Consider the following 25,167-nt stretch of genomic DNA (forward strand, 5'->3'; position numbering starts at 1 on the left):
GCGCGTCTGCGCGCCTCACCGCATACACCCCTGCTTGCCTGCCGCGTGCTTGATGACGTGATCGCAGCGCCACCACTAGCGGCTACCTGGGTATCCAGGCTGATGAAAACCCGCACCACTGCACGTGTCACACACACTGCGCGTGCTGCGCGATAGATCGATGCTCGCGGGCAGAGCATCACGCGCTCATGCACTACACCGCACTGCCGCACTGCACTGCCCCGTAACACCGCAGCGCAGCATCAGTTGCAACGCTTCAATCGGCGACGCGTTCGCCGCCCTTGATCACGCTCTCCACCTGCATCAGCACGCTCACGTCCTGCAGCGGATCGCCGCTCACCGCGATCAGATCGGCATAGCGCCCCGGCGCGATGGCACCGACGTCGGCACTACGCCCCAACGCATCGGCGGCGTCTACGGTGGCGGCGCGAATCGCCTCCAGCGGGGTCATGCCCCACTCCACCATCTTGGCGAACTGGCGCGCGTTGTCGCCGTTGGGATACACGCCGGCATCGCTACCGAACACCAGCCGCACGCCAGCCGCATGTGCGGCGCGAAAGGTCTCGCGTTGCTTGCGCCCGATCTGGCGCTCCTTCTCCAGCGACTCGGCAAACAAACCGTTCTTTTCGCCCTCGGCCAGGATGTAGTCGTCGTTGTAGATGTCCATCGAAAACCAGGTGCCGCGCACCTTGGCCAGCTTGAAGGATTCGGCATCGGCCAGGCTGGCGTGCTCGATGGTGTCGGCGCCGGCACGGATCGCATCGTTGATGCCGGCGGTGCCATGCGCATGCACGGCGACCTTCAAGCCCAGGCGATGCGCCTCGTCCACCAGCGCGCGCATTTCCTCCAGGCTGTATTGCTGCCCGCCGACACTGTCGGTCTTGGACAGCACGCCGCCGGTGCCGCAGAACTTGATCACTTCGGCGCCGTATTTGCGCAGCGTGCGTACCGCGGCGCGGATCGCATCCGGGCCATCGGCCACACCGGGGCCGGTGACGCGCACCGATGGCGGGAACTCGGTGGCGTCGCAGTGCCCGCCGGTCGCGCCGATGCCGTAGGTCGCCGGCACGATACGCGGCCCTGGCACGGTGCCGCGCTCGATCGCCTGCTTGAGCGCGACATCGTCATAGTTGAGCGAGCCGACATTACGCACCGTGGTGAACCCTGCGCGGAGCGTCTTGGCGGCATTGGCCACGCCCACCACGGTCCAGAAATTGTCGGTGTATTCCAGGCCCTTGTAGCCGCCCAGCGTGGGATCCACGGTGAGATGCACATGCATGTCGATCAGCCCCGGCAACAGCGTGCGCTCGCCCAGGTCGATGCGCTGCGCCTGTGGTGGCAGCGGGTCGCCCTGGCGACCGACACGCGTGATACGGCCGGCGACGACGTCGATCTGCGGGCGTTCCACATAGCGTCCTGCCTGCACATCCAGCAGGCGGGCGGCGGTGATGACGGTGGTCTGGGCGTGCGCGCTCAGCGACGTGCACGCGCACCCTGCGGCGACCAGCAACGCTGACATCCTTACCTTGACCATCCGTTGTCTCCCCAGGCGCGAACCCGGTGTCCGCGGCTCGATGGTGCAAGCGCGCTGCCTGGCGTGCAAGCCGCGCTGCGGGGTCATGTTCGCGGTGCAGCGGCATCGCACGATGCTGCGGTGATGGAGCCGCGTTAGCGCACGCAGTGGCGCGAGCGCGTGGCAGCACGCGCCACTGCTCGCGCAGGATGGACAGGACGCGCCCAACGCTGCCCTTGCCGATACCGGCGCACATCACGCGTGCGCTGGCATCCGCCGTCGAGTCGACCTTCGAATCGGTTATGCGCAGGCATGCCCACGTAACGACAAACGCCCCGCAATGCGGGGCGCTGTCAGCACACAAGACGCGGTGCGGCTTACTTCTTCTTGGGGATATACAGATCGGTGATGGTGCCGTCGTACACCTCGGCCGCCATGCCGACCGACTCGCTCAGGGTCGGGTGCGCATGGATGGTGTGGCCGATGTCTTCGGCTTCGGCGCCCATCTCGATGGCCAGGCCGATTTCGGCCAGCAGATCACCGGCATGCACGCCGACGATCGCACCACCAATGATGCGGTGAGTCTCTTCGTCGAAGATCAGCTTGGTGAAGCCTTCGGTGCGGCCGATGCCGATCGCACGGCCGCTGGCGGCCCACGGGAACTTGGCCACGCCCACCTTCAAGCCCTTGGCCTTGGCCTCGGTTTCGGTGACGCCCACCCAGGCGATTTCCGGGTTGGTATAGGCAACCGACGGAATCACCCGCGCCACCCATTCCTTCTTCTCGCCGGCAGCCACTTCGGCGGCCAGCTTGCCCTCGTGGGTGGCCTTGTGCGCCAGCATCGGGTTACCGACGATGTCGCCGATGGCGAAGATGTGCGGCACGTTGGTGCGCATCTGCCGGTCCACCGGGATAAAGCCGCGTTCGGTGACGGTGACGCCGGCCTTGTCAGCGCCGATCTTCTTGCCGTTGGGCGAGCGACCCACCGCGACCAGCACGCGATCGAAGGCGGTCGCCTGCAGGCCAGGCTTTTCGCCTTCGGTGGCCGCTTCGAACGACACCGTGATGCCCTTGGCATCGGCGCTGACGTCGGTGGCCTTGGTCTTGAGATGGACCTCGACGCCCTGCTTCTTCAGGCGGTCGGCCAGCGGCTTGACCAGGTCCTTGTCGGCGCCCGGCATCAGCTGGTCCATGAACTCCACAACGGTGACCTTGCTGCCCAGCGCGCTGTACACCGTGGCCATTTCCAGGCCGATGATGCCGCCGCCGACCACCAGCAGGGTCTTGGGGATGTCGTGCAGTTCCAGCGCGTCGGTGGAGTCCATCACGCGCTTGTCGTCCCACGGGAAGTTCGGCAGCTTCACCGCCTGCGAACCGGCGGCGATGATGCAGTGCTCGAAGCGCAGCAGCTGGGTCTTGCCGTCGTCGCCGACGATCTCCAGCTCGTTGGGCGAGACGAAGCTGGCCACGCCGGTGACGGTGCGCACCTTGCGCTGCTTGGCCATGCTGGCCAGGCCGCCGGTGAGCTTGCCGACCACTTTTTCCTTGTACTCGCGCAGCTTGTCCAAGGTGATCTTGGGCTGGCCGAAGTCCACGCCGAAGTCGCCGGCGTGAGCCACTTCATCGATGACCGCAGCGGCGTGCAGCAGCGCCTTGGACGGGATGCAGCCGACGTTGAGGCAGACGCCGCCCAGGCTGGCGTAGCGCTCGATCAATACCGTGTCCAGGCCCAGGTCGGCAGCACGGAACGCGGCGGTATAGCCGCCAGGGCCGGCGCCGAGCACCACCATCTTGCATTCGATATCGGCGGCCTTGCCGCTGGCCAGCGCCGGCTTGGGCGCGGCCGGTTCGGCCGGGGCGCGGTGCGACGGGGTCACCGGCGGCTTGCTGCCGGGTGCGGTCGCCGCGGGGGCCGCAGCAGGCGCAGCGGCCTTGGTCTCGGCCTTGGTCTCGGCCTTCGGCGCGGCGGGTGCGGCAGCGGCCTCGCCTTCGGTCTCCAGCAGCAACACCACTGCCCCTTCGGACAGGTTGTCGCCAATCTTGACCTTGAGTTCCTTCACCACACCGGCGGCCGAGGACGGCACTTCCAGCGTGGCCTTGTCCGACTCCAGCGTCACCAGGCCCTGGTCCTTGACCACGCTGTCGCCCACGGCGACCAGCACTTCGATGACGGGGACATCGCTGTAATCGCCGATGTCCGGAACCTTGATTTCAATGACCGCCATTTGCTTCTCCTGTGGCTTAACCGGCGGTGCCGGCAAGCGTCTGCTGGAGTTCATCCAGCGACGATTCGATTTGGGTCCAGCGCTTGTCGCGCTTCTTTTCCTTGCCTTCGCTGGCTTCGATCAGCAGCGCGGCCTGCTGCAACAGCAGCTCGCCAACACCGCAGCTCGGGCGCGTGCCGCTGTAGCGCACGCCATCGACCAGGAACGACAGCACTTCGCCTTCGGTGACCGGCGCGGTCTGGCCGCTCGGTGCGAGCTGGGTCAGTGCCGTGGTCCAGCCGCCGACCAGGCGTTGCGCCAGCGCCGCCGGGATCGGGATCTCGACGGTTTCAGGGGTCTGTTCGGTGCGGAACTGCACCGCGCCGCGGTCGGTCTGGCTGACCCAGCTGTAGACCCGCTCGTCGGCACGGCTAAAGCGCACCGTCCAGTCGCCGCCGGACTTGCCCGGCACCAGCGCGATGCCGCTTTCGACACCACGCGTGGGCAGGGTCAGCAACGACAGCATCGGCTTGGCGCCGCCATCCAGCAGCGTGGTCACCGCGGTGCCGTAGTTGCCCACCGCCGGCGGCCAGCCGCGGCCCAGCGTGCTGGCGCACTCGCGTGCGGCCGCGGACGACCACGGCAGCACACCCAGCAACGCAAGGGTCAGCAGCGCTGCTCTCACAGCAGGACGCGTCGCATGTCGGCGAGCACCTGGCTGAGATAGGTGGTGAAGCGCGCGGCCAGCGCGCCGTCGATGACGCGGTGGTCGTAGCTCAACGACAACGGCAGCATCAGCTTCGGTGCGAAGTCCTTGCCGTTCCAGACCGGCTGCATCGCCGACTTGGACACGCCCAGGATCGCCACTTCCGGTGCATTGATGATCGGCGTGAACGCGGTGCCGCCAATGCCACCGAGCGAGCTGATCGAGAAGCAGCCGCCGCTCATGTCGGCCGGGCCCAGCTTGCCGTCGCGTGCCTTCTTGGCCAGCTCGCCACTTTCCTGCGCGATCTGCAGCACGCCCTTCTTGTCGACGTCGCGGATCACCGGCACGACCAAGCCGTTCGGGGTGTCAGCGGCAAAGCCGATGTTGATGTACTTCTTCAGCGTGAGGTTTTCGCCGGCCGCGTCGAGCGAGGCGTTGAACTCGGGGAACTTCTTCAGCGCCGCGGCACTGGCCTTGATGAGGAAGGCGAGCATGGTCAGCTTGATGCCGGCCTTTTCGTTTTCCTTGTTCAGCGCCACGCGCAGGGCTTCCAGGTCGGTGATGTCGGCCGATTCGAACTGGGTGACGTGCGGGATCATGGCCCAGTTGCGCGCCAGGTTCGCACCGGAAATCTTCTTGATGCGCGACAGCGGCTGGGTTTCGGTTTCGCCGAACTTGCTGAAGTCCACCTTCGGCCAGGCCAGCAGGTTCAGGCCGTTGCCACCACCGCCCGGTGCGGCACCGGCTGCGGCAGGCGCGCCGCCGCTGAGTGCGGCCTTGACGAAGCGCTGCACGTCTTCACGGGTGATCCGGCCGCCTTTCTCGCTGCCCTTGATCTGGTTCAGATCCACGCCCAGCTCGCGCGCGAACACGCGCACCACCGGGCTGGCATACGGCACCTTGGACGGCAGCACGCTGTCGGCATCGAAGGTCACCGGCGGGCTGCTCGGGGTGCCGGGCGCTGCCTGGGCCGGCTGCGATGCCGCGGTGGACCGTGCCGACTGCACCTGCGCGATCTCGCGCTGGGCCAGCTTGTCCGGCTCGGCCGGGACGGCCACCGGCTCGACCTTGCCGGCGGTTTCAGCGGTGTCGGTGGTGGGCTTGGCCGGGGACTGCGCCGCACCGGCGCCGCCATCGCTGGCAGCGATGATCGCCACCAGATCGCCCTGCGACAGGCTGTCGCCGACCTTGACCTTGAGCTCCTTGATCACGCCGGCCACAGACGAGGGCACTTCCATCGTGGCCTTGTCCGATTCCAGCGTGACCAGGCTCTGGTCCTTGGCGACGGTGTCGCCCACCGCCACCAGCACTTCGATCACCGGCACGCCGCTGTAGTCGCCGATGTCCGGCACACGGGCCTCGACCTGACCGCCGTCGGACGATGCGGCAGGCGCGGCCGGCTCGGCCTTGGCAGCCTGCGCAGGTGCGGCAGCAGGTGCAGCCTTGGCGGGCGCAGCGGCAGGCGCTGGCGCCGCAGCCGTCTCGGCACCGGCATCGGCATCGGCTACTTCGATCAGCGCGACCAGCGCGCCCTGCGACAGGCTGTCACCGACCTTGACCTTGATCTCCTTGACCACGCCGGCCACCGACGAGGGGACTTCCATCGTGGCCTTGTCCGATTCCAGCGTGACCAGGCTCTGGTCCTTGCTGACCGTATCGCCGACCGACACCAGCACTTCGATCACCGGGACATCGCTGTAGTCACCGATATCGGGGACAAGTGCTTCCTTGATTTCGGCCATACGGGAACTCCGGCAACAGAATGGGGAAACCCCTATTGTGGCCGGCCGGGAGCCGCAGCGCCAACCATTGCCGCGGAAAAAATCGCACGCGTGGCGGGATGCAGCGTCCGCGCAGGGGCTGCACGCTTACTTGGCAGGGCGTCGATCCACCTGCAACAGCTGCAACGGCGCGCCTGACGGCAGACGATACGCCAGCGCATTGTCCAATGCGTCCAGCGCCTCCATCCGCGTGCACAACTGCTGCGCACGCGGCCGCAGCGCGCGCGCCTGCGGCTCGACCAGCCGCTCGATGCGCTGCTCCAGGCCGTCGAGCGAGCGCAGCTGCGCGCCGTTGCCGGTCATCGCCGCCTGCACGGTGCTGGCCACTACATCGCCGATCAGTTGCGGCAGCATCTCCGCCACCAGCGTGCCGATTTCATCGTCGATATCCACCGGCGTCAGCTGGCTTTTGCCGAAGCTCTGCTTCAGGCGCAGGTCGACCTTGTCGCGCACGCTGGCCAGCTGCGTCCGGGTGGCCGACGGATCCCGGCTGAAGCCGGCCGCCACTTCGCCGAGCGCGGTAATGGCGATATCGGCCGCCTCGCGCCCGACCTCCTGCGCCAGCGGCACCACGGCGCGGGTCTGCTGTTCGAACTGGACCAGACGGTTGCGATCGTCGTCGCTCAACGTCACCCAGCGGTCGTCGACGAACAGCGCGCCCTTGCGCATGACCAGCCGCTGCGGCGTGCCGCTGTCGCGGATGAGGATCAGGCTGCGCGGATTGAGCGTGAGGTCGTAGTCCGTGTTGACCTCGCAGTGCAGCTCATCGGCACTGGCCACACCACTAGCCGCGGCCAGGCAGGCAGCCAGTGCAATGGCGAACGTGGTCCGGTACGTGATTGCCATCCAGCTTCTCCCTTATGTGCTGTGGCCGATGATGCGCAGCGCGCTACCGCCGCGCGTGTGCCTAAGGCAGGCATGACTTCTGGCGGCGGGATGGTGCTGCATGCGCGCGCCGCAACGCGCTGAGAACGTCCGCGCGCGCGATATGCCACGCCTTCCAGCTAGCGCAGCGCATCGCGCACGGGCTGCCACGCCGCGCACAAACGCGGCAGCGACCACGCAGCATTGGCCGGGCTGGTCGAGGGCACGGCCTGCACCGGTAGGCGCGTCAGCGGCGGCGACAACGCCGGTTGCACGTGGCGGCGCCACGCCTGCGCGGCGGCACTGCCGTTGCACACCACAAGGCGCAGCTGCGGCAGCGTGGCCAACCGCTCGGGCAGCGGATTCACCACGATGCTGCCCGGCACGATCGCCGCATCCAGGCTGCCGCGGCGTGCGCATTCGCCGATTACATCCCAGAGCCCGACGCCGCGCTCGGCCAGTTGCTGCAGGCGTGCGTCATACGGCGCGTCTGCATCGATGCCGAGCAATTGCTGCATCACCGGCCAGAAGCGATTGCGTGGATGTGCATAGTAGGCATGCGCATGCAATGAAGCGCTGCCGGGCATCGATCCCAGCACCAGTACACGGCAATCCGCCGCAATTTCTGCGGGCAATCCACGCAACAGCGGTGTTTGCATCGTCACGGCGAACGCATCTGCGTGAATGCACTTTCAGCATTGAATCCAGCAATCACGGTCTTCTCGGGAAAGTTCCTGAACAAACGAAATTTTAGCGAGCCGCAGGTGGGCGTGGATTCAGATTTTCAGGAATAGCTTTGGCGCGGCCCACTCCAAGGGCCTAACAATAAGACGAGGAGACCCTCATGCGTTCCATTTCCATCCTGAGCCTGGCTGCTGTATCCGCACTTGCGATTGCACCGTCCGCGTTCGCGCAGGAGGCCACCTACACCGGTGACACCTCTTCGACCGCCATGTCCAGCAGCAGCGACACCGCATCCGGCAAGCATTGGGCCGTGGTCGGCGGCGTTGCGCTGATCAAGCCGAAGAACGACCCGGCTCCTGGCCTGGACGTCGACGGTGGCCCGGCGCCGACCCTGAGCGCCAGCTACTACATCAATGACAACTGGGCCGTCGAACTGTGGGGCGCAGCCGACAAGTTCAACCACCGCGTCAACGCCGATGGCGTGGGCAAGGTGGGCACTGTCGAGCAGCAGCCGATCGCGATCAGCGGCCAGTACCACTTCGGCCAGGCCGACAACGTGTTCCGTCCGTTCGTGGGCGTGGGCTACTACGAGTCGAACTTCAGCAACGAGAAGATCGACGCAGCCTCCACCACCGGTCAGCACGTGGGCGTGGATACCGCCAAGGGCGTGATCGGCACCGTGGGCGTGGACATGAACATCAACTCCACCTGGTTCGCACGCGCCGACGCCCGTTACATGCGTTCGCGTCCCGAACTGCGTGTGGGTGGTGCCGGTACCGGCAGCGAGCTGGAACTGGATCCGTGGACCGTCGGCTTCGGCGTCGGCGCTCGTTTCTAAGCGCAACGTCCAGTCAACACGCGCAAGCAACACGCGTGCGTATGAAAAAACGGGCCTTCGGGCCCGTTTTTTTGCGTTCACGGATGCTGCGATCGCGCCATGCGATTCAGCGCCAATAGACGCTGCCACGCAGGCGGGCGCTGCGCCAGCGCCGCCACAGCAAGGTGGCATACGCCAACGCGTAACCCAGCAACACACCGGCCGCGCCCAGCAGGCTGGCGTGGCTGAGCCAGCCTTCCACCGGCCATGGCACGCCGTGCCAGGTACTGCGCCAGCCCTGCACCAGGCCGGCAACGATTCGCACCAGGACCAAGCCGGTCAGCGCGAGCACCAGCCACAGGTTGGGCCGGTAGAACAGGCCCTGCGTGGTGCGTTCGAAGCGGGTCAGGCGCAGCGCCACCACTCCCAACACCAGCCCGCAGGCCCAGCCAAACGCGGCATGGCTGATCGCCCCCGGCCAGAACGCCGCGGCAATCAGCGTGAACACCACGAACAGCACGCTGGAGACCGCCGCCGACACCAGGTTGATCAGCAACAGCCAGCCGCGTGCCTGCCGGCGAGCGGTGCCGACGCGGAAGCGCTGCAGCAACGACAGCGGGAACAGCACCGCGAACACCGCCAGGGCGATGATCACGGCTAAGGGAATGGCAAGCAGGAGGGGCATCAGGAGAGTATCGGTAGCGCAGTATGAGGAAGGGCGTCGGTTGGTTTGCGAACCGGCAGGTGCAATGAAAACCGATGTGGAGTGTGGTGCGTGTCGACATGCGCGTGCGGCAGCTCAGTCCCAGATGGCGCAGCCACTGCGGGGCTGCGCCGATCAGCGTGCCGATCGATGCATCCATTGCAGAAAGTTCTGGCAGTGGTTTTGCAGAGCATCTGGACAGTGACGCTGTTGCAGGGCTTGCCCGCCCACCACCGCAGCGCACGCCGCACGTACATCCCTGCAGGCTCCTTGACGGCATCCATGCCGCCAAAGGTGACGCAACGGTGGGGCAAGGCCAGTCGCAATGGTCGTGCGCACACCTTCAAGCAACGAACATGCTGCGTTTGGCGCTCAGCAACCGGTTGCCAGGCGATGGCTGCTATCTGCGGCGCTGCCGCGCAAGGCTGCGGACGCGATGCTGCCAATCGCCATCGCGCGCCCTGCCCGCACGTGCGGTTACGGCGCGCGCATCACCTGACTTCAGAACGCCGGCAGCACCGCGCCCTTGTACTTCTGCTCGATGAAAGCCTTCACTTCCGGGCTGGTCAGTGCCTTGGCGAGCTTCTGCACGCGCGGATCGTCCTTGTTGTCGGCGCGTGCGACCAGGAAGTTCACGTACGGCGAGTCCTTGCTTTCGATCGCCAGAGCATCGCGGGTGGGATTGAGCCCGGCGTCGAGCGCGTAATTGGTGTTGATCAGGGCCAGATCCACCTGGTCCAGCACGCGCGGCAGCATCGCCGAATCGAGCTCGCGGAATTTCAGCTGCTTGGGGTTGTCCACGATGTCGCGCTGCGACGACAACGCGTTGCTGGGATCCTTGAGTTTGATCACGCCGGCCTTGTCGAGCAGGATCAGCGCGCGGCTGTTGTTGCTCGGGTCGTTGGGAATGACCACGTCCGCGCCGCTGGGCAGGTCGGCCAGCGACTTGAAGCGCCGCGAGTACGCGCCGAACGGTTCGATATGCACGCCCACCACGGTCACCAGCTGGCTCTTGCGGTCGCGGTTGTAGGCGTCCAGGTAGGGCTCGGTCTGGAAGTAGTTGACGTCGATCTGCTTCTGCACGACCTGGTCATTGGGCTGCACATAGTCGTTGAACACGCGCACGTCCAGCTTCACGCCGTCCTTGGCCAGCAGCGGTTCGACCACTTCCAGGATTTCGGCATGCGGGACCGCCGTGGCGGCCACGGTGAGGGTGTCACCGCCGCTGCTGCCACCGCCGCCGCAGGACGCCAGCGCTAGCGTGGCGGCAGCCAGAAGGGAACGAAACGCAAATGTGCTCATGTAGGGATCCGTGGGAGGAGGAGGACCGCGGCGCCGCCGCAGACGACAAACCTAGCAGACCGCCCGCGCCGGGGCGATGCAGGCGCGGGCCTGCCGGACTGCGGCAGCGCACGCGCCCACTGGCTGCGGTGGCGCACCCTGCCCCGTGCGGGCCAGCGATGGCCGCCGACGGCATCGGCCGCCGCCCGCAGGCCACGTGCTTCAACGGCGGCTGTAACGCGCCACCAGGCGGTCGCCGAGCATCTGCAGCAACTGCACCAGCACCAGCAATGCGATGACGGTGATCAGCGCGACATCCGAATGCGAGCGCAGATAGCCTTCGCGGTAGGCCACATCACCCAGGCCGCCGGAGCCGATTGCACCGCCCATGGCGGTGAAGCCGATCAGCGCGATGGTGGTGACGGTGGCGCCAGCGATCAGGCCGGGCCGCGCTTCGGGCAGCAGCACGCGCCAGACAAGTTGCCGGGTGGTCGCGCCCATTGCCTGGCTGGCCTCGATGATGCCGCGGTCCACTTCGCGCAGGGCGGTTTCCACCAGCCGCGCATAGAACGGCGCGGCGCCCACCACCAACGGCAGGATCGCGCCGCGCACGCCCAACGAGGTGCCCATCAGCATCAGCGTGAGCGGGATCATCGCGATCATCAGGATGATGAAGGGCACCGAGCGCAGCAGGTTGATCACTGCGGCCAGCGCGCCGTACAGCACCGGCCGGCGGCGCAGTTGCGGCGCCCCGCACAGGAACAGCGCCACGCCCAGCGGCAGCCCGATCAGCAAGGTCAACGGCAGCGCGCCGGCCAGCATCAGCAAGGTGTCCAGCGTGGCCTGGCCGATGTCGCCCCACTTGGCGGCATCGAGATTCCGAAAAAAGCCGGGCGCGGCGGCGATGGGCAGCAGGTTCATACGCGCAGGTCCTCGACATGCACACCGGCGGCCACGAACCCGGCACGCGCCGCGTTCTGGTCACCACCGGTCAGGGCAACGGTGAGCTGCCCATAGGGAGTGTCCTTGATGCGGTCCACGCGCCCGGACAGGATGTTGTAGTCCACACCGGTCTCGCGGGCGATGCGGCCCAGGACCGGCTCGTAGGTGCCGTTGCCCAGGAAGGTCAGCCGCACGATGCGCCCGCCCACCGCTTCGAAATCGCGGTGCAGCTCGGCTTCGTCCACATGCTCGGCTTCGGACACGAAGCGGCGCGTGGTGGGGTGCTGCGGATGCAGGAACACCTCCGTCACCGGGCCGGTTTCGACCAGCTTGCCGGCGTCCAGCACCGCAACCCGGTCGCAGACGCGGCGGATCACCTCCATCTCGTGGGTGATCAGCACGATGGTCAGGCCCAGCTCGCGGTTGATCTGCGCCAGCAGCTGCAGCACCGAGGACGTGGTCTGCGGGTCCAGTGCGCTGGTGGCTTCGTCGCACAACAGGATCTGCGGGCGGGTGGCCAGCGCCCGCGCAATACCCACGCGCTGCTTCTGCCCACCCGACAGCTGCGCCGGGTACTTGGTGGCGTGCTGCTCCAGGCCGACCCGCGCCAGCAGTTCGGCCACGCGCGCATCGATCTCTGCGCGCGGCGTGCCGGCCAGCTCCAGCGGGAACGCCACGTTGCCGGCTACCGTGCGCGAAGACAGCAGGTTGAAGTGCTGGAAGATCATCCCGACCCGGCGCCGCAGCGCGCGCAGGCCGGTGCTGTCCAGCGCGGTGACGTCTTCGTCGCCAATCAACAGGCGCCCGCCGGTGGGCTCTTCCAGCCGGTTGATCAGCCGGATCAGCGTGGACTTGCCGGCGCCGGAATGGCCGATGATGCCGAACACCTCACCGGGGCCGATCCGCAGGTCGAGCGGATGCAGCGCCACGATCTGGCGACCGTCGACGGTGTAGGACTTGTGCAGGCGCTGGAACTGGATCACCGCGCGGGACCGATTGGGGGGTCGTGAAGCCTACCAGTCAATGTTTACGGGCGTCATTCCATTCGGTTCTAAGTTGGGAATTGGGAATTGGGAATTGGGAATTGGGAATTGGGAATTGGGAATTGGGAATTGGGAATCGCAAGAGCCAAGGGCAACTGCGCTGGCCTCTGCGATTCCCCATTCCCCATTTACGGCCTATCCAACGGCGGCGGCCTGTCGGCCTGCCGGATCCGCTCCCGGCGCAACAAATACAGGCCGCTGGCGACGATGATGCCGGCGCCGGTCCAGGTCCACGCGTCGGGCAGGGTCTGCCACAGCAGCCAGTCCCAGCCGATCACCCAGACCAGCCCGGTGTATTCGAGCGGGGCGATCATCGAGGCCTCGCCCCGCATGAAGGCCTGGGTCAGCGCCACCTGCCCCAACGCCCCGGCCAGGCCCATGCCGGCGATCAGCCAGGCGTGCTCGGCGCGCAACGGCACCCAATCCGGGACGGCCAGCAGGCCGGCGCCGATCGCCATGAACAGCAGGAACCACACCACCATCGCCTGCGGGGTGTCGGTACGGGTCAACAAGCTCACGGTGATCGCGGCGATGGCATAGGCGGTGGCCGCCAGCAGCACCATCAGGCCCGGCAAGGAGATCAGCCCGTTCACGCCCGGCCGCAGCACCACGATCACCCCCACCAGGCCGATGGCAATGGCCGTCCAGCGCCGCGGCCCGACGTGTTCGCCCAGCAGCGGCACCGATAGCGCGGCCACCAGCAACGGCGCGACGAAATACAGCGTGTAGGCGGTGGACAGCGGCATGCGCTTCAGCCCGTAGACGAAGCAGCCGATCATCACCATGCCCAGCACCCCGCGCAGCAGATGCAGGCCCCAGCGCACCGGGATGATGGCGCGCGGCCCGGCGGTGGCGAACACCCACACCAGCACGAACGGCAACGACGCCGCGCCACGCAACAAGGTCACCTGCAAGGGCGGGTAGCTGGCCGACAACAGCTTCATGCCGGCATCCATCAGCGAAAAACACGCCACTGCCGCCACCATCCAGGCGATGGCAGGCAACGGGGAACGGGGAGCGGGCGCGGTCAAAGACATGCGGCATTATCGCCGGGGCAGACGGTGGTTCGCGACCGCCGCGGTGCATGCAGCGCCTGCGCTGCCCGGCGTTGCGCAGCGGTCTGGGTGGGCGTAATCGCGTGCAGGCGCGCGCGGGCTGCATCGTCGATGTACGTCCTTGGCATTCGCACACACGCCCATCCCTGCCAGCCGCGACCGGCGCAGGCGCCAACGCTGCCCCTGTCATCGCATGCGGGTGGGTCTTAAACTGGCTGCCGATCTTTTGAAGAGGAATTGCCATGCCGTCCTTCGACGTGATTTCCGAAGTCGACAAGCACGAACTGACCAATGCGGTGGATCAGGCCAACCGCGAGCTGGACACCCGCTTCGACTTCAAGGGCGTGGAAGCCAAGTTCGAGCTCGAAGATGGCAAGGTGATCAACCAGTCCGCGCCCAGCGATTTCCAGGTCAAGCAGATGACTGACATCCTGCGCGCGCGCCTGCTGGCCCGTGGCATCGATGTGCGCTGCCTGGAGTTTGGCGATGTGGAGACCAACCTGGCCGGTGCGCGGCAGAAGGTCACCGTCAAGCAGGGCATCGAGCAGAAGCAGGCCAAGCAGCTGGTGGCCAAGTTGAAGGAAGCCAAGCTCAAGGTCGAAGCGCAGATCAACGGCGACAAGCTGCGCGTCACCGGCAAGAAGCGCGACGACCTGCAGGACGCGATCGCAGTGTTGAAGAAGGCCGACTTCGAGCTGCCGCTGCAGTTCGACAACTTCCGCGATTGATGCGGGGTTGAGTGCCTGACTGACGCATCGATGGTGAGTGGGCGGCTGGCGCGCCATGGCCGTCGCCCGCTCCGCTGGCAGCAGCAGAGCGAACCGTCATCCGCGCCCCCAGCGCGTGCCCAAAGCCCGATCGCATACACTGGCGCGCCATCACGCTGCTGCCGCCACGATGACCTCCACACCCGACCCCACCGATCCCCTGATCGCCACCCGCCAGTGGATCGAGCGCGCGGTGATCGGCCTGAACCTGTGCCCGTTCGCCAAGGCGGTCTACGTCAAGGAACAGGTGCGGCTGGTACTCAGCGATGCGAGCACGCCCGAAGCGCTGCTGGAACAGCTGGCCGAGGAACTGCTGCTGCTGCGCGACACGCCGGCCGAGCAGATCGACACCACGCTGATCGTGCACCCGGACGTGCTCACCGATTTCCTGGACTACAACGACTTCCTCGACAACGCCGACGCGGCGGTGGAGGCGCTGGATTTGCAGGGCGTGCTGCAGGTGGCCAGTTTTCATCCGGACTATCAGTTTGCCGGCGCCGCAGCCGATGACGTGGCCAACTTCACCAACCGCTCGCCCTTCCCCACCCTGCACCTGTTGCGCGAAGACAGCGTGGAACGCGCGGTGGCCGCCTTCCCGGACCCGGATGTGATCGTGGAGCGCAATATCGAAACGCTCGAACGCCTCGGCCGCGATGGCTGGGAGCGGGTGTTGCACGGCACCGCGCACTGAGGCACCGCGCATTGCCACGTCGCCTGCATGCGGGCGGCGTAGGCTTCACGTCCGCGTGCTGACACGCGCAAATCACGCCTGGTCACAGCTGCGCGCTCGCAGGGCCAGATCGCCACGCGCTGCAGCTCACCGCGCCGGCGTGACGAACACCGGGTTGGAATAGAACCACAGATCCTGCCAGGGATCTTCGCCGGCGCCATCCGGCTGCGGAACGGGTGCGTCCGTGTTGCTGCCGCGCACGCGCACGAAGCCACCACCGGCCAACTCCGGCAGGTCCACCTGCGCGCTCAGCCAACCGTCCTGCGACAGCAACGCCGCACGCGCAATGCGATGCACCTGCATGCGCACACCGCCGCCACGCTGCGCGCCACCGGTGATGACCTCCAGCTGCGCCACCTGCGGGCGCTGGCCGTGGCGGTTCGGCTGCTGCGGTTCGTGCATGCGCACGCGCACTTGCAGCGTCGCACCTGCTACAGCCTGCAGCGTGCCGCCCATCCCGGCGTGCGCGCGAACACCGCCATCGGCCGCAACCGACTCCACATGCAACTCCAGTGCATCGATCAGATCGCCGGTCACCGCAAAACTCTGCCCGGCCCGCAACGCGCGCAGGATGTCGGCCGGATCGCGGTGCGCCCACACATAGGTCTTGCTGTATTCGCCCGGGTCGAATTCCGCACCGCCATCACGCCAGTTGCGGTGCGAATCTGAGGTCGCGGTGATCCAGAAATGACGGCCTTCGGCCAGCAAGCTGTCCCACACGCCGCCCACCTGTGCGGTCATCTGGTCGAAGCCACCCAACGTCGGCGCGCCGGCATTGCGATACAGCCCACGATGCGCGGTGTCGGCCTGGTGCCCGGGTGCGCCTTCCATGCCGATCACCACCTGCGGCGCGGCGTCCTGCCATGCACGCAACTCCGCCGGAGTGACCTTGCCCCAGACCCCGGGCGCTGTTGCTGTGCGCGAAGGATGGTTGACGATCAGCAGCGGCTGCGGCTGCATCGCCTGCATGGCGTGCAGCGCTGCCAGCATCGCCGGCTCGGTATCGCGGAGGCTGCCGTCCAGCAGTTCGGCGCGGTTGTAGTCGCGCTCCAGCCGCTCCAGCTGCGCTTGCTCGTCGGCACCCGGTGCGATGATCAGCGACGCATGCTCGGCCGCCGGCACATCGAATTCCATCCCGTGGAACTGGATCAGCGCCGGCACCGCGCGCCTGGCCTGCTGCAGCGCTGGCCAGGCCTGGGTGCGGGTCACCCGCGAATGGCCAGGGCCGCCGTGATCGGTATGCACCATCCACGCAAGCCCGTTGGCGGCGGCCTGCTGCGCATTGCGGCTGCGCGTGTACGGTGAATCACCGCCGCGGATCGGCGTGGGCGGCGTCGTGGACCGGTCCCAGGTCACGCTCCACTCGCTATGCACATGATGGTCGCCGGCCAGCCACTGGCGTGGCGCGGCGTCCTGGTCGGTGGCAGCAGGCGGCGCGGTATCAACCTCTAACTGCGCCGCCGGCGCCGCGCTGCTCAGCAACAGGCACACGGCCGCTGCGAGGGTCTGCAGCGTGCGCATCAGAAGTTCGCCCGCAGGCCGAGCGAGTAGGTGCGCCCGTAGTCGGTATAGCCGGAGAACAGGTGGTCGCCGACATACATGTGCTGCACCTCACCGGTCAGGTTGATGGCATTGGCGAACACGGCCAGCGCCGGGGTGATCTGCCAGGAAATATTGCCGTCCAGCGTGCCGTAGGCGCGGGTGTTGTTGGTGGCGATATCGGCGGTGCCCACCGAGTTGACGATGTCGTCGCGCCAGCTGTAACTCAGCCGCACCGACAGCGGCCCCTTCTCGTAGAAACCGACCAGGTTGTAGCTGTTCTTGGCCACACCTTCCAACGCATCCTGGAAGGTGGTGTCTCCGTCCACGTAGTTGGCTTCGCTGTCGGTCCAGGTGTAGTTGGCCTGCATGCCCAGGCCATCGAACGGTGCCGGCAAGCCGGTGAAGACCTGCTGCCAGGCCAGCTCCACGCCCTGTACCTTGGCTTTGCCACCGTTGACCTTGGACGAGAGCAGATAGCGGCGGCCCTGGTAGTCCAGGTTGGAGAATTGGGTCTGCACGAACCGGCTGATGTCCTTGTAGAACACGCCGGCCACCAGCGCCGACGACGGCGAGGTGTACCACTCGAAGGTGAGGTCGTACTGCAGTGCCTCGAACGGCTCCAGGTTCGGGTTGCCGCCGCTGGCGGTGAGCACTTCGCCGCTGGAGTTGAAGGTGAGCTTGGAAGACAGATCGGTGAGATCCGGACGGGTGATCACCTTGGCCGCGGCGCCGCGCAGCACCATGGTCGGGCGCAGGTCGTAGGCCACGTTCAAGGATGGCAGCACATCGTTGTAGCTGCGCTCGAACACCACCGGTTGTGCGGCGCCGTCTAGATTGGCGTGGCCTTCGGTGCGTTGTTGGGTATGCACGCCGCGGACACCGACATTGCCGCGCACATCGCGCCCGCCCAGTGGCGTGGAGAATTCCAGCATCGCATACGCCGAGCTGATGTCTTCGAGCACGCGGTAGGAATTTTGCAAGTCTTCGCTGGTGGGGCTATTGGCCAGATCCGCCGCAGTCGGCCAGTCACCCCAGAACGGCGCTTCGCGCGGTGCCAGCCACTGCCGCGGCAGCTGCCCGTTGCCACCGTCCAGCATGTCGCTCACCGGCAATGAGGGGTAGAAATAGCTGGCATCAAAGCGCCGGCCGGCGATGCTGTTGTTGACCAGGTCGGTGCGGTCATAGCGGCGCTCGCGGGTGCGGTATTTGGCGCCCAGCTTGAGCGCACTGAACACGCCGCCTTCCAGCATGCGGTCGGCATCGAATTGCAATGCGCGCTCGTGGTCCACCGCGTCGATGATGCGCCACTCCAGCCGGCGGCCCGGCGTCTGCGCCGGATCGGTCGGGTCATAGCCATCGGTGAAGGACCACTGCGGCAGATTGTTGCCGGAGGCGGTGGGGAACACCACGCGCTGATCGACGGTGGTGCCGGTGCGCAGACGGGTGCGGCGGATCGGTGCATCGTTCCAGCTGTGCGCACGCGACACGAAGCCGGTGCCCTGCAGCTTCCATGCATCGCCCTGCCAGGCACCGCTGAAACGCACGCTGCGGTTTTCGTCGGTCATGCCGGAGGTTTCGCGCGAGAGCTGCACCTGGCCGTTCTGGTAATCGAACGCGGTGACCGCATTGCCGGCGATGCTGAGATTGCGCATGTTGCGCGGCTCCCAGCCGGTGCCGATCGCGAACTCGTCGTAGTCCACCTGCTGGCGCGCGTAGAACAGGTCAAGGTTGAATTCCAGGGACTCGCTGGGCGCGAACTGGATCGAGCTGGCCACGCCGATCCGCTTGCGCTGCTCCAGTTCCAGTGTCGGGCGGATGGCCGAGGGCGCGTAGATGGCGCCGGTATCGGCAATGCCATCGCCGTTGCCGTCGATGCCATCGGCGTAGTGCTCCCAGTAGGTCTCGTTGACGCGGTCCTGGCGCAGGCTGCGCTCGGCGTAGGCGGCGGCGAACAGCACACCCAGGGTCTTGTCGGCATTGACCCAGTTGTATAGGCCGGACACGCGCGGGTCGTTCTCGTCGGCCAGCTGCGGGTGGCTGAGTTCGGCCGACAGATGCGCCTCTGCATTACCCAATTGCAGCGGGCGAAAGGTCTTGACGTTGACCACGCCGCCGATGGCGCCTTCATCCAGCGCGGCGGTCGGGCTCTTGATCACTTCCAGGCCCGAGACCAGTTCGGCCGGCAAGGTGTCGAAGCGGAACTGGCGGCCGGTCTGCCCGGAATTGCGCACATTCTCGTTCACCGCCATGGTCTGCCCATTGAGCGTGGTGACCTGAAAATTCGGCCCCAGGCCGCGCACGCGCACATACACGCCTTCGCCGCGATCACGTTCGATCGTCACACCCGGCAGGCGTTGCAGTGCTTCGGCCACGTTCTGCGCAGGCAACTTGCCGATGTCTTCGGCTTCGATCGAATCGATCACGCTGGGCGCATAGCGTTTGTCATTGAGCGCGCGCTCCAGGCTGGACGCGTAGCTGCCCAGCACCTGCACGCGATCCAGCTCGGTGGTCTGCGTGGACGCAGCGCCGGCCTGTTGTGCCTGCACGGTGGCGGAGGTGAGCGCGGCAGTGACGGCGAGCATCAGCACGGCATGGCGAGGACGACGCGCAAGATGCACGGGAGCAAAGGTCATGAGGTTTTCCGATGGGGGAGGAGCCGGACCGCTCCCTGGCGGCCATGTCGGCGCGCGCCATGAAAAGAAATTCGTATGAAATGCTGATGACATGCGCGAGGTGTGCAAAGCGGCCACAAGCGCACCGCATCTTGCTGTGGCGCTGACATCGCAACGGTTACAGTGGAATTCCCGTTCGCTGACGCAATCGCACGCCATGGCTCTGGTTCCCGCTGTTTCCGCCTGGAATCCCGCTCCGTTGCAGGACCGCGTGGTGATCATCACCGGCGGTGCGCAAGGCATTGGCCGCGGCATTGCGCAGGCCGTGCTCGGTGCCGGCGGCAGCGTGGTGATTGGCGATCTGGATGCCGATGCGGGCAAGGCCTGCCTGCAGGACTGGGCACTGCCGCGCCGCAGCGCCTTCGTGCGTGCCGACGCCGCGCGCGAACCACATGCCGCGCGCCTGGTCGACACCGCGCTCGAACGTTTCGGGCGACTCGACGGCCTGGTCAATAATGCCGGCGTTCCCGACCCGCATATCGCCGCGCTGGCGCAACTGGAATGGCAGGAATGGCAGCGCCGGCTCTCGAGCCTACATGGCGCGTTCCTGTGCAGCAAGCATGCCCTGCCCGCGCTCGCAAAAGCGGCCGATGGCGGCGCCATCGTCAACATCGCCTCCACGCGCGCCTGGCAATCCGAACCCCATAGCGAAGCGTATGCCGCCGCCAAAGGTGGCCTGGTGGCGATGACGCATGCGCTGGCGCTGAGCGAAGGCCCGCAGGTGCGCGTCAACAGCATCAGCCCCGGCTGGATCACCACCGATGCCTGGCGTGCACCGGCGCGCCGACGCGCACCCAAGCTCTCGCGGCGCGATCATGCCCAGCATCCGGTTGGCCGCGTCGGCACGCCGGAGGACATCGCGCAATTGGCGGTATATCTGCTGGCCCCGCAGCTGTCGGGCTTTGTGACCGGGCAGGACTTCATTGTCGACGGCGGCATGTCGCGCAAGATGCAGTACGTCTGAGGCGGCATCGTCTGTGCGGCGAGTTTTATCTAGACACAGGTTGGTTGCGTATCCGCTGCAGCGCACGCAGCGGTGACTAGGCATTGCGAATCAACCAATCGCTGCGACATATCACCACCTGCACTAGAGCAAACATCGCGCGCGCAACTACGCAGCGATGACGAACGTTGAGGCCATGGCGCGATTGCCACCACCCGTACCATCTCAGGCCAGCCGCGCTTCCAGCAACGTTTGCGCATCCATCAACGAGGCAACGATGCGATGGCCGAGCGCACGCACCTCGGCATCGGGCGCGAGCAGGTCCGGCACCTGGATCGGGGCCATGCCCGCAGCGAGTGCAGCACGCACGCCGGTGGGTGAATCTTCCAGCACCAGGCACTGCGCAGGGTTCACGCCCAGCGTGCGCGCGGCCAGCAGGTAGATATCCGGCGCCGGCTTGGGGTGCGCGACATCGCTGGCGGTGCACACCGCATCGAAACGCCACAACAGATCGGAGGCAGCCAGCTTGCGCAACGCGAGCGGGCGCTGGGTGGAGGTGGCCACCGCACGCGGCATGCCGTGCGCGCCGAGGAACTCCAGCAGCGCAATGATGCCGGGTCGATGCGCAATGCCCGCGCTGACCGCGGCGTCGTACAAGCCTTGGCAGCGCGCCAGCACGTGCTCCATGGCCGTGGTGCCGATGCGCTCGCCAAGCAGGCGCCGGCACGCGGCATCACCGGTGCCGACCATGCGCAACCAGAATGCGGGCTCGATCTGCAGCCCATGCTCGTCGGCGGCCTGTGCCAGGCAGGCGGTAATGGCGCGCTCGCTGTCGAGCATCAGGCCATCCATGTCGAAGATCACCGCTTGCGGCCAGAACGGCAGCGGCGTGGTGGCGCTCATGCGGCGTCACCGCGCCCGAACAACACGTCCAGATCCTCCGGCCCCACCGTGCGCCATTGCCCGGCGTCCAGTCCGTCCAGCGACAGCCCGCCGATGCGGCTGCGGTGCAGCGCCACCACGTGGTTGCCGGCCGCGGCGAACATGCGGCGCACCTGGTGGTAGCGGCCTTCATGCAGGGTCAGCCGCGCCTGACGTGCGCCCAGCACCTCCAGCTCGGCCGGCAGCAGCGGCTTGGTTTCGCCTTCCAGCAGCAGCGTCCCGCTGGCGAACAAGGCTGCCTCATCGCCGCGCAGGTCCTCGGCCAAGGTAACGTCGTAGACCTTGTCCAACGCGGATTTGGGCGAAATGATCCGGTGCAGCAGCGCGCCGTCGTCGGTCATCAGCAACATGCCGCTTGTCTCGCGGTCCAGCCGCCCCACCGGCGCCAGCACCGGCGCACGCAGGCGAAAGCGCGGTGGCAGCAGCTCATAGATGAGCCGGCCGGTGTCCTTGGTCGAGCAGGTGTAGCCGCTGGGTTTGTGCAGCAGCACGCTGAAGCCGGGCGGCGGATCCAGTGGCTCGCCATCGATGCGGATCGCGGCGTGGTCCACCTGATCGTCGGCGTACAACACCTCGCCGGCCGCATCGGTGATGGCGCCCTGCCGGAACAGCTGCGTCACCTGCTTGCGGCTGCCATAGCCGAGATTGGCAATGTGCTTGACCAGCTTCATGCGCGCGCTCCTCGCCCGCGCACGGCGGCGATAAGCTTGAAGCCATCGCGCTCGGCCGCCACGCGGACCTGGCCGAAGCTGTCGTTGAGCACCTGCTCATAGGGCAGATGTCGGTTGGCCACCAGCAACAGTTGCCCGCCCGGGCGCAACGCCTGCGCGGCCACCGCGATGAAGCGTTGCCCGATGTCCGGCCGGTCGGCGCGCGAGGGCGTGTGGAACGGCGGGTTGCTGACAATGAAGTCGTATTGCGCGACCAGCCCGGCGGTGACATCGCGCCAGTGATAGTGCAGCTGCGCCGGATGCGCGCTGCCTTGCAGGTTGCGCCGCGCCAGGTTCAGCGCACGCGCTTCGGCTTCGTAGACATCCAGTGCGGTGACCTTGGGGCACCGCGCCAGCACTTCGGCGGAGAGATAGCCGAAGCCGGCACCCAGATCGGCGCCATGGCCGGCCAGGGTGGTTGGCAGATGCTCGACCAGCAACGCCGACGCCGGGTCGATGCGGTCCCAGGCGAACACGCCCGGGCGGCTGACGAAGCGCCCGTCCAGGATCTTGCGCGGCGCATCCAGTGCCGCCCAGCGCGCCTGCAAGGCCGCATCGGTACTGCCCGGCAGCGGGCCGCTCCAGTACGTGCGGCAGTGATGCTTGGTGAGGCTGCCGGCCAGGCCGGTGAGCTGGCGCAAATCGGCCTCGCCCGAGCGCGCACCCTCGTTGTTGGATTGGCAGGCCACCACGCAGCCGCCGCGGGCGGTCAGCGCCACCGCACGCGCAAACAGGGCGCGGGCCTCTTCGCGCTGGCGGGGCGGCAGCACCAGCACCATCGCATAGCGGGTGGTGTCGGCCTCGATCTCGGTTTCCTCGCGCACCTGCCAGCCGCTGCGCTCCAGCGCCTCGGCGAACGGGCGGAAGCTTTGTTCGCAGGTCAGCGCCTCGGCCACGGCATGCTCGCGCAGCGGCCAGCCATCGCGCGCGCGCAGGAACAGCACCGGGCCTTGTGGCCAGGACAGCACCCCTTGCGCGAACGGCAGGAACAGGGCTTGAAGCGGAGCATCGTGCGGGCCAGCCATCGGATCATCGGGTCAGGAACAGGCCCCCATTGTAAGGGACCGGTGCGGGCTGCCTGCCGCGCTCGTTGCGGCGCCTATACGGGGCATTGATGCGCACGCAACATCCACCGACCTAGGCTGCAGCTAAGCCCACACCGGAGATACGCAATGCGAGCCCTGTTCGTAGGTGGAGTTGTAGACAACAGCGAGATGGACCTGGACGACACCCCGCCACCGATGCATTACCCGGAAAACACCGGCGCCGGGCGGCCCCGCTACCGGCTGCATCAGGTCGGTGAACGCGACGACGGCAGCGTGGCCTACGCCGTGTATGGCGCGCCGGAAATGGCCGATGAGGAAGTCGCCCGGATCAGCGAAGAACGCGACTACGCTCGCCGCTTCAATGCCTCTCCGGAAGCACCGCGCTAGCGGCCCACCGCACGCGCATCAGAAAACCGGGCACTGCCCGGTTTTTTTGTGCCGCGCCAGCCTCAGCGCGTTTTTGGTGTCACCCGCCAGATCACGTTGCCCACATCATCCGCCACCAGCAGCGCGCCGCTATTGTCCGGCGTCACCCCGACCGGCCGGCCCTGGGCATTGCCTTCGGCATCCAGGAAGCCATCCAGCACCGTAATCGGGTTACCGGCGGGTTTGCCGTTGGCAAACGGCACGAAGATGACCTTGTAGCCGCTGGGCGGGTCGCGATTCCACGAGCCGTGCTGGCCGATGAAGGCGCCCTGGCGGAAACGCTGTGGCAACAAACTACCGCTGGCAAAACTCAGCCCCAGCGAGGCAGTGTGCGGGCCCAGCGCATAATCCGGCTTGATCGCCTTGGCCACCAGCTCGGCATTTTGCGGCAGCACGCGTTCGTCCACGTGCTGCCCGTAGTAGCTGTACGGCCAGCCGTAGAAGCCGCCATCGCGCACCGAGGTGAGGTAATCGGGCACCAGATCGCTGCCGATTTCATCGCGCTCGTTGACCACCACCCATAAGGATTGACTCTGCGGCTCCCAGGCGGTGCCGACCGGGTTGCGCAGGCCGCTGGCGAACACGCGGCTGCTGCCGGTGGCCGGGTCGATCTCCAGGATGGCGGCGCGATTGAGCTCGGCCTCCATGCCGTTCTCTGCCACGTTGCTGTTTGAACCCACGCCCACATACAGCTTGCTGCCATCGGCGCTGGCCAGCAGCGACTTGGTCCAGTGATGGTTGAGGCCGCCCGGCAGATTGGCCACGAAGGTCGGCTTGGCGGTGATGTGGGTGTCACCGGGCGCGTACGGAAAACTCACCAGCGCATCGGCATTGGCGACGTAGAAACGATCGCCCACCAGCGCCATGCCGAACGGCGAAAACAGGCCGCTGATGAACTGCGTGCGCACTTCTGCCACACCGTCGCCATCGGCATCGCGCAGCAAGGTGATGCGGTTGGCGCTGGGCACCACCGCGCCGGCTTTCTTCATCATCGCGCCCTGCACTTTCTTGCGCAGGCCACCGCCGCCGGCATCGTCGGGCTTGGGCGGTTCGGCGGTTTCGGCCACCAGCACGTCGCCATTGGGCAGCACATACACCCAGCGCGGGTGATCCAGATCACGCGCGAACGCATTGACCTGCAAATCATCGGCGGCAATCGGTTTGGCGTTGGCGGCCCAGCGCTTGACCGGCGCCACCTTGACGGTGGGGATCAGCCGTTTCACCGGTTCGGGCAATTGCGGATTCGGCCCGGTGCCCTGTGCGATCTCAAGCGTGGCGGTATCGCCGCAGGCGGCGAGTACGGCGGCGGTCAGCAGCGGCAGCGGCCAACGGGCGAGCTTCAAGACGGGAGCATTCATTGCGGGCGGAATCCTGAACAGTTGCGACAGTCGGGCATGATGCCGGTGACGCGCCTGCGAGAAGTAAACACCCTGTAAAGGCCGCCTGTCAGGGCATGACTTGCGGGTCGGCGCCCAGCGGCATCGGATGCACCGCCACGATGCGATCCATCCAGATCCATTGCGGCTCCTGCGAGGCATCCAGATGGTCGATGCGCAGCTGGCCATTGCTGCCTTCGCGTTCCTGTTCGTCGCGATAGGTCTGGATGGTGGGACGCACCGCCACGGTGCCGGCAATCATGCTGCCGTCGTCCAGCTCGATGCGCACGCGTTCCTGCCCGTCGAGCAGCTTCACCCAATGCTCCAGCGTGGCGATCTGCGCCTGTTCGGTATAGACATGGGGGGCGTATTTGGGCATCGCGCGATCTCCGAAAGGGGAGCCCGCACGCTAGGCCATCG

General features: G+C 66.8%; 23 protein-coding genes. 5 read left to right on the top strand and 18 right to left on the bottom strand.

The window, feature by feature from the left end; all coding sequences use genetic code 11:
• Positions 1-256: 256 nt before the first annotated feature.
• From ACCQ09_RS18710 to ACCQ09_RS18735, 6 genes are all read right to left on the bottom strand, one after another.
• Positions 257-1,519, bottom strand: a complete 1,263-nt coding sequence (locus tag ACCQ09_RS18710) for a Xaa-Pro dipeptidase (protein ID WP_080640163.1) — start codon at positions 1,517-1,519, stop codon at positions 257-259.
• Positions 1,520-1,890: 371 nt separating this feature from the next.
• On the bottom strand, positions 1,891-3,738 hold the full coding sequence (lpdA, locus tag ACCQ09_RS18715; RefSeq protein WP_040941855.1) for a dihydrolipoyl dehydrogenase: 1,848 nt from the start codon (positions 3,736-3,738) through the stop codon (positions 1,891-1,893).
• 16 nt (positions 3,739-3,754) lie between these two features.
• Positions 3,755-4,402, bottom strand: coding sequence for a hypothetical protein (locus tag ACCQ09_RS18720; protein WP_014506509.1), 648 nt, complete (start codon positions 4,400-4,402; stop codon positions 3,755-3,757).
• On the bottom strand, positions 4,399-6,165 hold the full coding sequence (aceF, locus tag ACCQ09_RS18725) for a dihydrolipoyllysine-residue acetyltransferase (RefSeq protein WP_040941856.1): 1,767 nt from the start codon (positions 6,163-6,165) through the stop codon (positions 4,399-4,401). The genes ACCQ09_RS18720 and aceF overlap by 4 nt, the downstream gene beginning before the upstream one ends.
• A 126-nt stretch (positions 6,166-6,291) precedes the next feature.
• On the bottom strand, positions 6,292-7,050 hold the full coding sequence (locus tag ACCQ09_RS18730) for a YggN family protein (RefSeq protein ID WP_040941857.1): 759 nt from the start codon (positions 7,048-7,050) through the stop codon (positions 6,292-6,294).
• A gap of 158 nt (positions 7,051-7,208) precedes the next feature.
• Positions 7,209-7,727: a DNA-deoxyinosine glycosylase gene (locus ACCQ09_RS18735; RefSeq protein WP_044474938.1), complete on the bottom strand. Its 519-nt coding sequence runs from the start codon at positions 7,725-7,727 to the stop codon at positions 7,209-7,211.
• Positions 7,728-7,912: 185 nt separating this feature from the next.
• Between ACCQ09_RS18735 and ACCQ09_RS18740 the strand changes: the two genes are divergently transcribed.
• On the top strand, positions 7,913-8,590 hold the full coding sequence (locus ACCQ09_RS18740) for an OmpW/AlkL family protein (protein WP_011035787.1): 678 nt from the start codon (positions 7,913-7,915) through the stop codon (positions 8,588-8,590).
• A 106-nt stretch (positions 8,591-8,696) separates the two neighbouring features.
• Here the strand turns inward: ACCQ09_RS18740 and ACCQ09_RS18745 are convergent, their stop codons facing one another.
• The 5 genes from ACCQ09_RS18745 to ACCQ09_RS18765 form a co-directional block, all read right to left on the bottom strand.
• Positions 8,697-9,254 carry a CcdC protein domain-containing protein gene (locus ACCQ09_RS18745; protein WP_228428425.1) on the bottom strand — a complete coding sequence of 186 codons (558 nt, stop codon included), beginning with the start codon at positions 9,252-9,254 and terminating at the stop codon, positions 8,697-8,699.
• 519 nt (positions 9,255-9,773) lie between these two features.
• Positions 9,774-10,574 carry a MetQ/NlpA family ABC transporter substrate-binding protein gene (locus ACCQ09_RS18750; protein WP_011038711.1) on the bottom strand — a complete coding sequence of 267 codons (801 nt, stop codon included), beginning with the start codon at positions 10,572-10,574 and terminating at the stop codon, positions 9,774-9,776.
• 201 nt (positions 10,575-10,775) lie between these two features.
• Entirely contained in the window at positions 10,776-11,468 is a 693-nt protein-coding gene (locus tag ACCQ09_RS18755; RefSeq protein WP_029217164.1) for a methionine ABC transporter permease, read from the bottom strand.
• A 2-nt stretch (positions 11,469-11,470) separates the two neighbouring features.
• The gene (locus ACCQ09_RS18760) at positions 11,471-12,478 is read right to left on the bottom strand and encodes a methionine ABC transporter ATP-binding protein (protein WP_070691693.1); all 1,008 of its coding nucleotides are present in this window, start codon (positions 12,476-12,478) and stop codon (positions 11,471-11,473) included.
• Between the two features lie 188 nt (positions 12,479-12,666).
• Positions 12,667-13,575 (bottom strand): DMT family transporter, encoded by a 909-nt coding sequence (locus tag ACCQ09_RS18765; protein ID WP_011038714.1) that lies wholly within the window; start codon positions 13,573-13,575, stop codon positions 12,667-12,669.
• Positions 13,576-13,835: 260 nt separating this feature from the next.
• Between ACCQ09_RS18765 and ACCQ09_RS18770 the strand changes: the two genes are divergently transcribed.
• Complete coding sequence (locus tag ACCQ09_RS18770; protein WP_011038715.1) at positions 13,836-14,321, top strand: YajQ family cyclic di-GMP-binding protein; 486 nt, start codon at positions 13,836-13,838, stop codon at positions 14,319-14,321.
• 169 nt (positions 14,322-14,490) lie between these two features.
• On the top strand, positions 14,491-15,051 hold the full coding sequence (locus ACCQ09_RS18775) for a DUF1415 domain-containing protein (protein WP_016945140.1): 561 nt from the start codon (positions 14,491-14,493) through the stop codon (positions 15,049-15,051).
• 126 nt (positions 15,052-15,177) lie between these two features.
• Here the strand turns inward: ACCQ09_RS18775 and ACCQ09_RS18780 are convergent, their stop codons facing one another.
• Both ACCQ09_RS18780 and ACCQ09_RS18785 read right to left on the bottom strand, forming a co-directional pair.
• Entirely contained in the window at positions 15,178-16,611 is a 1,434-nt protein-coding gene (locus ACCQ09_RS18780; protein WP_040941861.1) for a CehA/McbA family metallohydrolase domain-containing protein, read from the bottom strand.
• Complete coding sequence (locus tag ACCQ09_RS18785) at positions 16,611-19,214, bottom strand: TonB-dependent receptor (protein ID WP_080640295.1); 2,604 nt, start codon at positions 19,212-19,214, stop codon at positions 16,611-16,613. Before ACCQ09_RS18785 ends, ACCQ09_RS18780 begins: the two co-directional genes overlap by 1 nt.
• Positions 19,215-19,461: 247 nt before the next feature.
• Here ACCQ09_RS18785 and ACCQ09_RS18790 point away from each other — a divergent pair, with 247 nt between their 5' ends.
• Positions 19,462-20,268, top strand: coding sequence for an SDR family oxidoreductase (locus ACCQ09_RS18790; RefSeq protein WP_040941863.1), 807 nt, complete (start codon positions 19,462-19,464; stop codon positions 20,266-20,268).
• 204 nt (positions 20,269-20,472) lie between these two features.
• On the opposite strand, the gene ACCQ09_RS18795 is transcribed toward ACCQ09_RS18790, so the two are convergent.
• Genes ACCQ09_RS18795 through ACCQ09_RS18805 form a run of 3 tightly spaced genes read right to left on the bottom strand, consistent with a single transcriptional unit; the run spans position 20,473 to position 22,924 of the window.
• Positions 20,473-21,150, bottom strand: a complete 678-nt coding sequence (locus tag ACCQ09_RS18795; RefSeq protein ID WP_040941864.1) for an HAD family hydrolase — start codon at positions 21,148-21,150, stop codon at positions 20,473-20,475.
• The gene (locus ACCQ09_RS18800) at positions 21,147-21,860 is read right to left on the bottom strand and encodes a pseudouridine synthase (RefSeq protein ID WP_040941865.1); all 714 of its coding nucleotides are present in this window, start codon (positions 21,858-21,860) and stop codon (positions 21,147-21,149) included. The genes ACCQ09_RS18795 and ACCQ09_RS18800 overlap by 4 nt, the downstream gene beginning before the upstream one ends.
• Positions 21,857-22,924: a class I SAM-dependent methyltransferase gene (locus ACCQ09_RS18805; protein ID WP_011038722.1), complete on the bottom strand. Its 1,068-nt coding sequence runs from the start codon at positions 22,922-22,924 to the stop codon at positions 21,857-21,859. Before ACCQ09_RS18805 ends, ACCQ09_RS18800 begins: the two co-directional genes overlap by 4 nt.
• Before the next feature lie 147 nt (positions 22,925-23,071).
• Here ACCQ09_RS18805 and ACCQ09_RS18810 point away from each other — a divergent pair, with 147 nt between their 5' ends.
• The gene (locus ACCQ09_RS18810; RefSeq protein WP_075286194.1) at positions 23,072-23,332 is read left to right on the top strand and encodes a hypothetical protein; all 261 of its coding nucleotides are present in this window, start codon (positions 23,072-23,074) and stop codon (positions 23,330-23,332) included.
• Between the two features lie 62 nt (positions 23,333-23,394).
• Here ACCQ09_RS18810 and ACCQ09_RS18815 read toward each other — a convergent pair whose 3' ends face one another.
• On the bottom strand, positions 23,395-24,729 hold the full coding sequence (locus ACCQ09_RS18815) for a PQQ-dependent sugar dehydrogenase (protein WP_040941867.1): 1,335 nt from the start codon (positions 24,727-24,729) through the stop codon (positions 23,395-23,397).
• A gap of 88 nt (positions 24,730-24,817) precedes the next feature.
• The gene (locus ACCQ09_RS18820; protein WP_012439331.1) at positions 24,818-25,126 is read right to left on the bottom strand and encodes a DUF3247 family protein; all 309 of its coding nucleotides are present in this window, start codon (positions 25,124-25,126) and stop codon (positions 24,818-24,820) included.
• Positions 25,127-25,167: the final 41 nt, after the last annotated feature.

The organism is Xanthomonas sp. NCPPB 2586 (genome assembly GCF_041475775.2).
Lineage (GTDB): Bacteria > Pseudomonadota > Gammaproteobacteria > Xanthomonadales > Xanthomonadaceae > Xanthomonas > Xanthomonas campestris.

Excerpts from the sequence above, each read along its gene's own strand:
- ACCQ09_RS18710 (WP_080640163.1), bottom strand. The coding sequence starts at position 1,519 with ATGTCAGCGTTGCTGGTCGCCGCAGGGTGCGCGTGCACGTCGCTGAGC.
- lpdA (WP_040941855.1), bottom strand. The coding sequence starts at position 3,738 with ATGGCGGTCATTGAAATCAAGGTTCCGGACATCGGCGATTACAGCGAT.
- aceF (WP_040941856.1), bottom strand. The coding sequence starts at position 6,165 with ATGGCCGAAATCAAGGAAGCACTTGTCCCCGATATCGGTGACTACAGC.
- ACCQ09_RS18730 (WP_040941857.1), bottom strand. The coding sequence starts at position 7,050 with ATGGCAATCACGTACCGGACCACGTTCGCCATTGCACTGGCTGCCTGC.
- ACCQ09_RS18735 (WP_044474938.1), bottom strand. The coding sequence starts at position 7,727 with ATGCAAACACCGCTGTTGCGTGGATTGCCCGCAGAAATTGCGGCGGAT.
- ACCQ09_RS18740 (WP_011035787.1), top strand. The coding sequence starts at position 7,913 with ATGCGTTCCATTTCCATCCTGAGCCTGGCTGCTGTATCCGCACTTGCG.
- ACCQ09_RS18745 (WP_228428425.1), bottom strand. The coding sequence starts at position 9,254 with ATGCCCCTCCTGCTTGCCATTCCCTTAGCCGTGATCATCGCCCTGGCG.
- ACCQ09_RS18750 (WP_011038711.1), bottom strand. The coding sequence starts at position 10,574 with ATGAGCACATTTGCGTTTCGTTCCCTTCTGGCTGCCGCCACGCTAGCG.
- ACCQ09_RS18765 (WP_011038714.1), bottom strand. The coding sequence starts at position 13,575 with ATGTCTTTGACCGCGCCCGCTCCCCGTTCCCCGTTGCCTGCCATCGCC.
- ACCQ09_RS18770 (WP_011038715.1), top strand. The coding sequence starts at position 13,836 with ATGCCGTCCTTCGACGTGATTTCCGAAGTCGACAAGCACGAACTGACC.
- ACCQ09_RS18775 (WP_016945140.1), top strand. The coding sequence starts at position 14,491 with ATGACCTCCACACCCGACCCCACCGATCCCCTGATCGCCACCCGCCAG.
- ACCQ09_RS18780 (WP_040941861.1), bottom strand. The coding sequence starts at position 16,611 with ATGCGCACGCTGCAGACCCTCGCAGCGGCCGTGTGCCTGTTGCTGAGC.
- ACCQ09_RS18785 (WP_080640295.1), bottom strand. The coding sequence starts at position 19,214 with ATGCTCGCCGTCACTGCCGCGCTCACCTCCGCCACCGTGCAGGCACAA.
- ACCQ09_RS18790 (WP_040941863.1), top strand. The coding sequence starts at position 19,462 with ATGGCTCTGGTTCCCGCTGTTTCCGCCTGGAATCCCGCTCCGTTGCAG.
- ACCQ09_RS18795 (WP_040941864.1), bottom strand. The coding sequence starts at position 21,150 with ATGAGCGCCACCACGCCGCTGCCGTTCTGGCCGCAAGCGGTGATCTTC.
- ACCQ09_RS18800 (WP_040941865.1), bottom strand. The coding sequence starts at position 21,860 with ATGAAGCTGGTCAAGCACATTGCCAATCTCGGCTATGGCAGCCGCAAG.
- ACCQ09_RS18805 (WP_011038722.1), bottom strand. The coding sequence starts at position 22,924 with ATGGCTGGCCCGCACGATGCTCCGCTTCAAGCCCTGTTCCTGCCGTTC.
- ACCQ09_RS18810 (WP_075286194.1), top strand. The coding sequence starts at position 23,072 with ATGCGAGCCCTGTTCGTAGGTGGAGTTGTAGACAACAGCGAGATGGAC.
- ACCQ09_RS18815 (WP_040941867.1), bottom strand. The coding sequence starts at position 24,729 with ATGAATGCTCCCGTCTTGAAGCTCGCCCGTTGGCCGCTGCCGCTGCTG.
- ACCQ09_RS18820 (WP_012439331.1), bottom strand. The coding sequence starts at position 25,126 with ATGCCCAAATACGCCCCCCATGTCTATACCGAACAGGCGCAGATCGCC.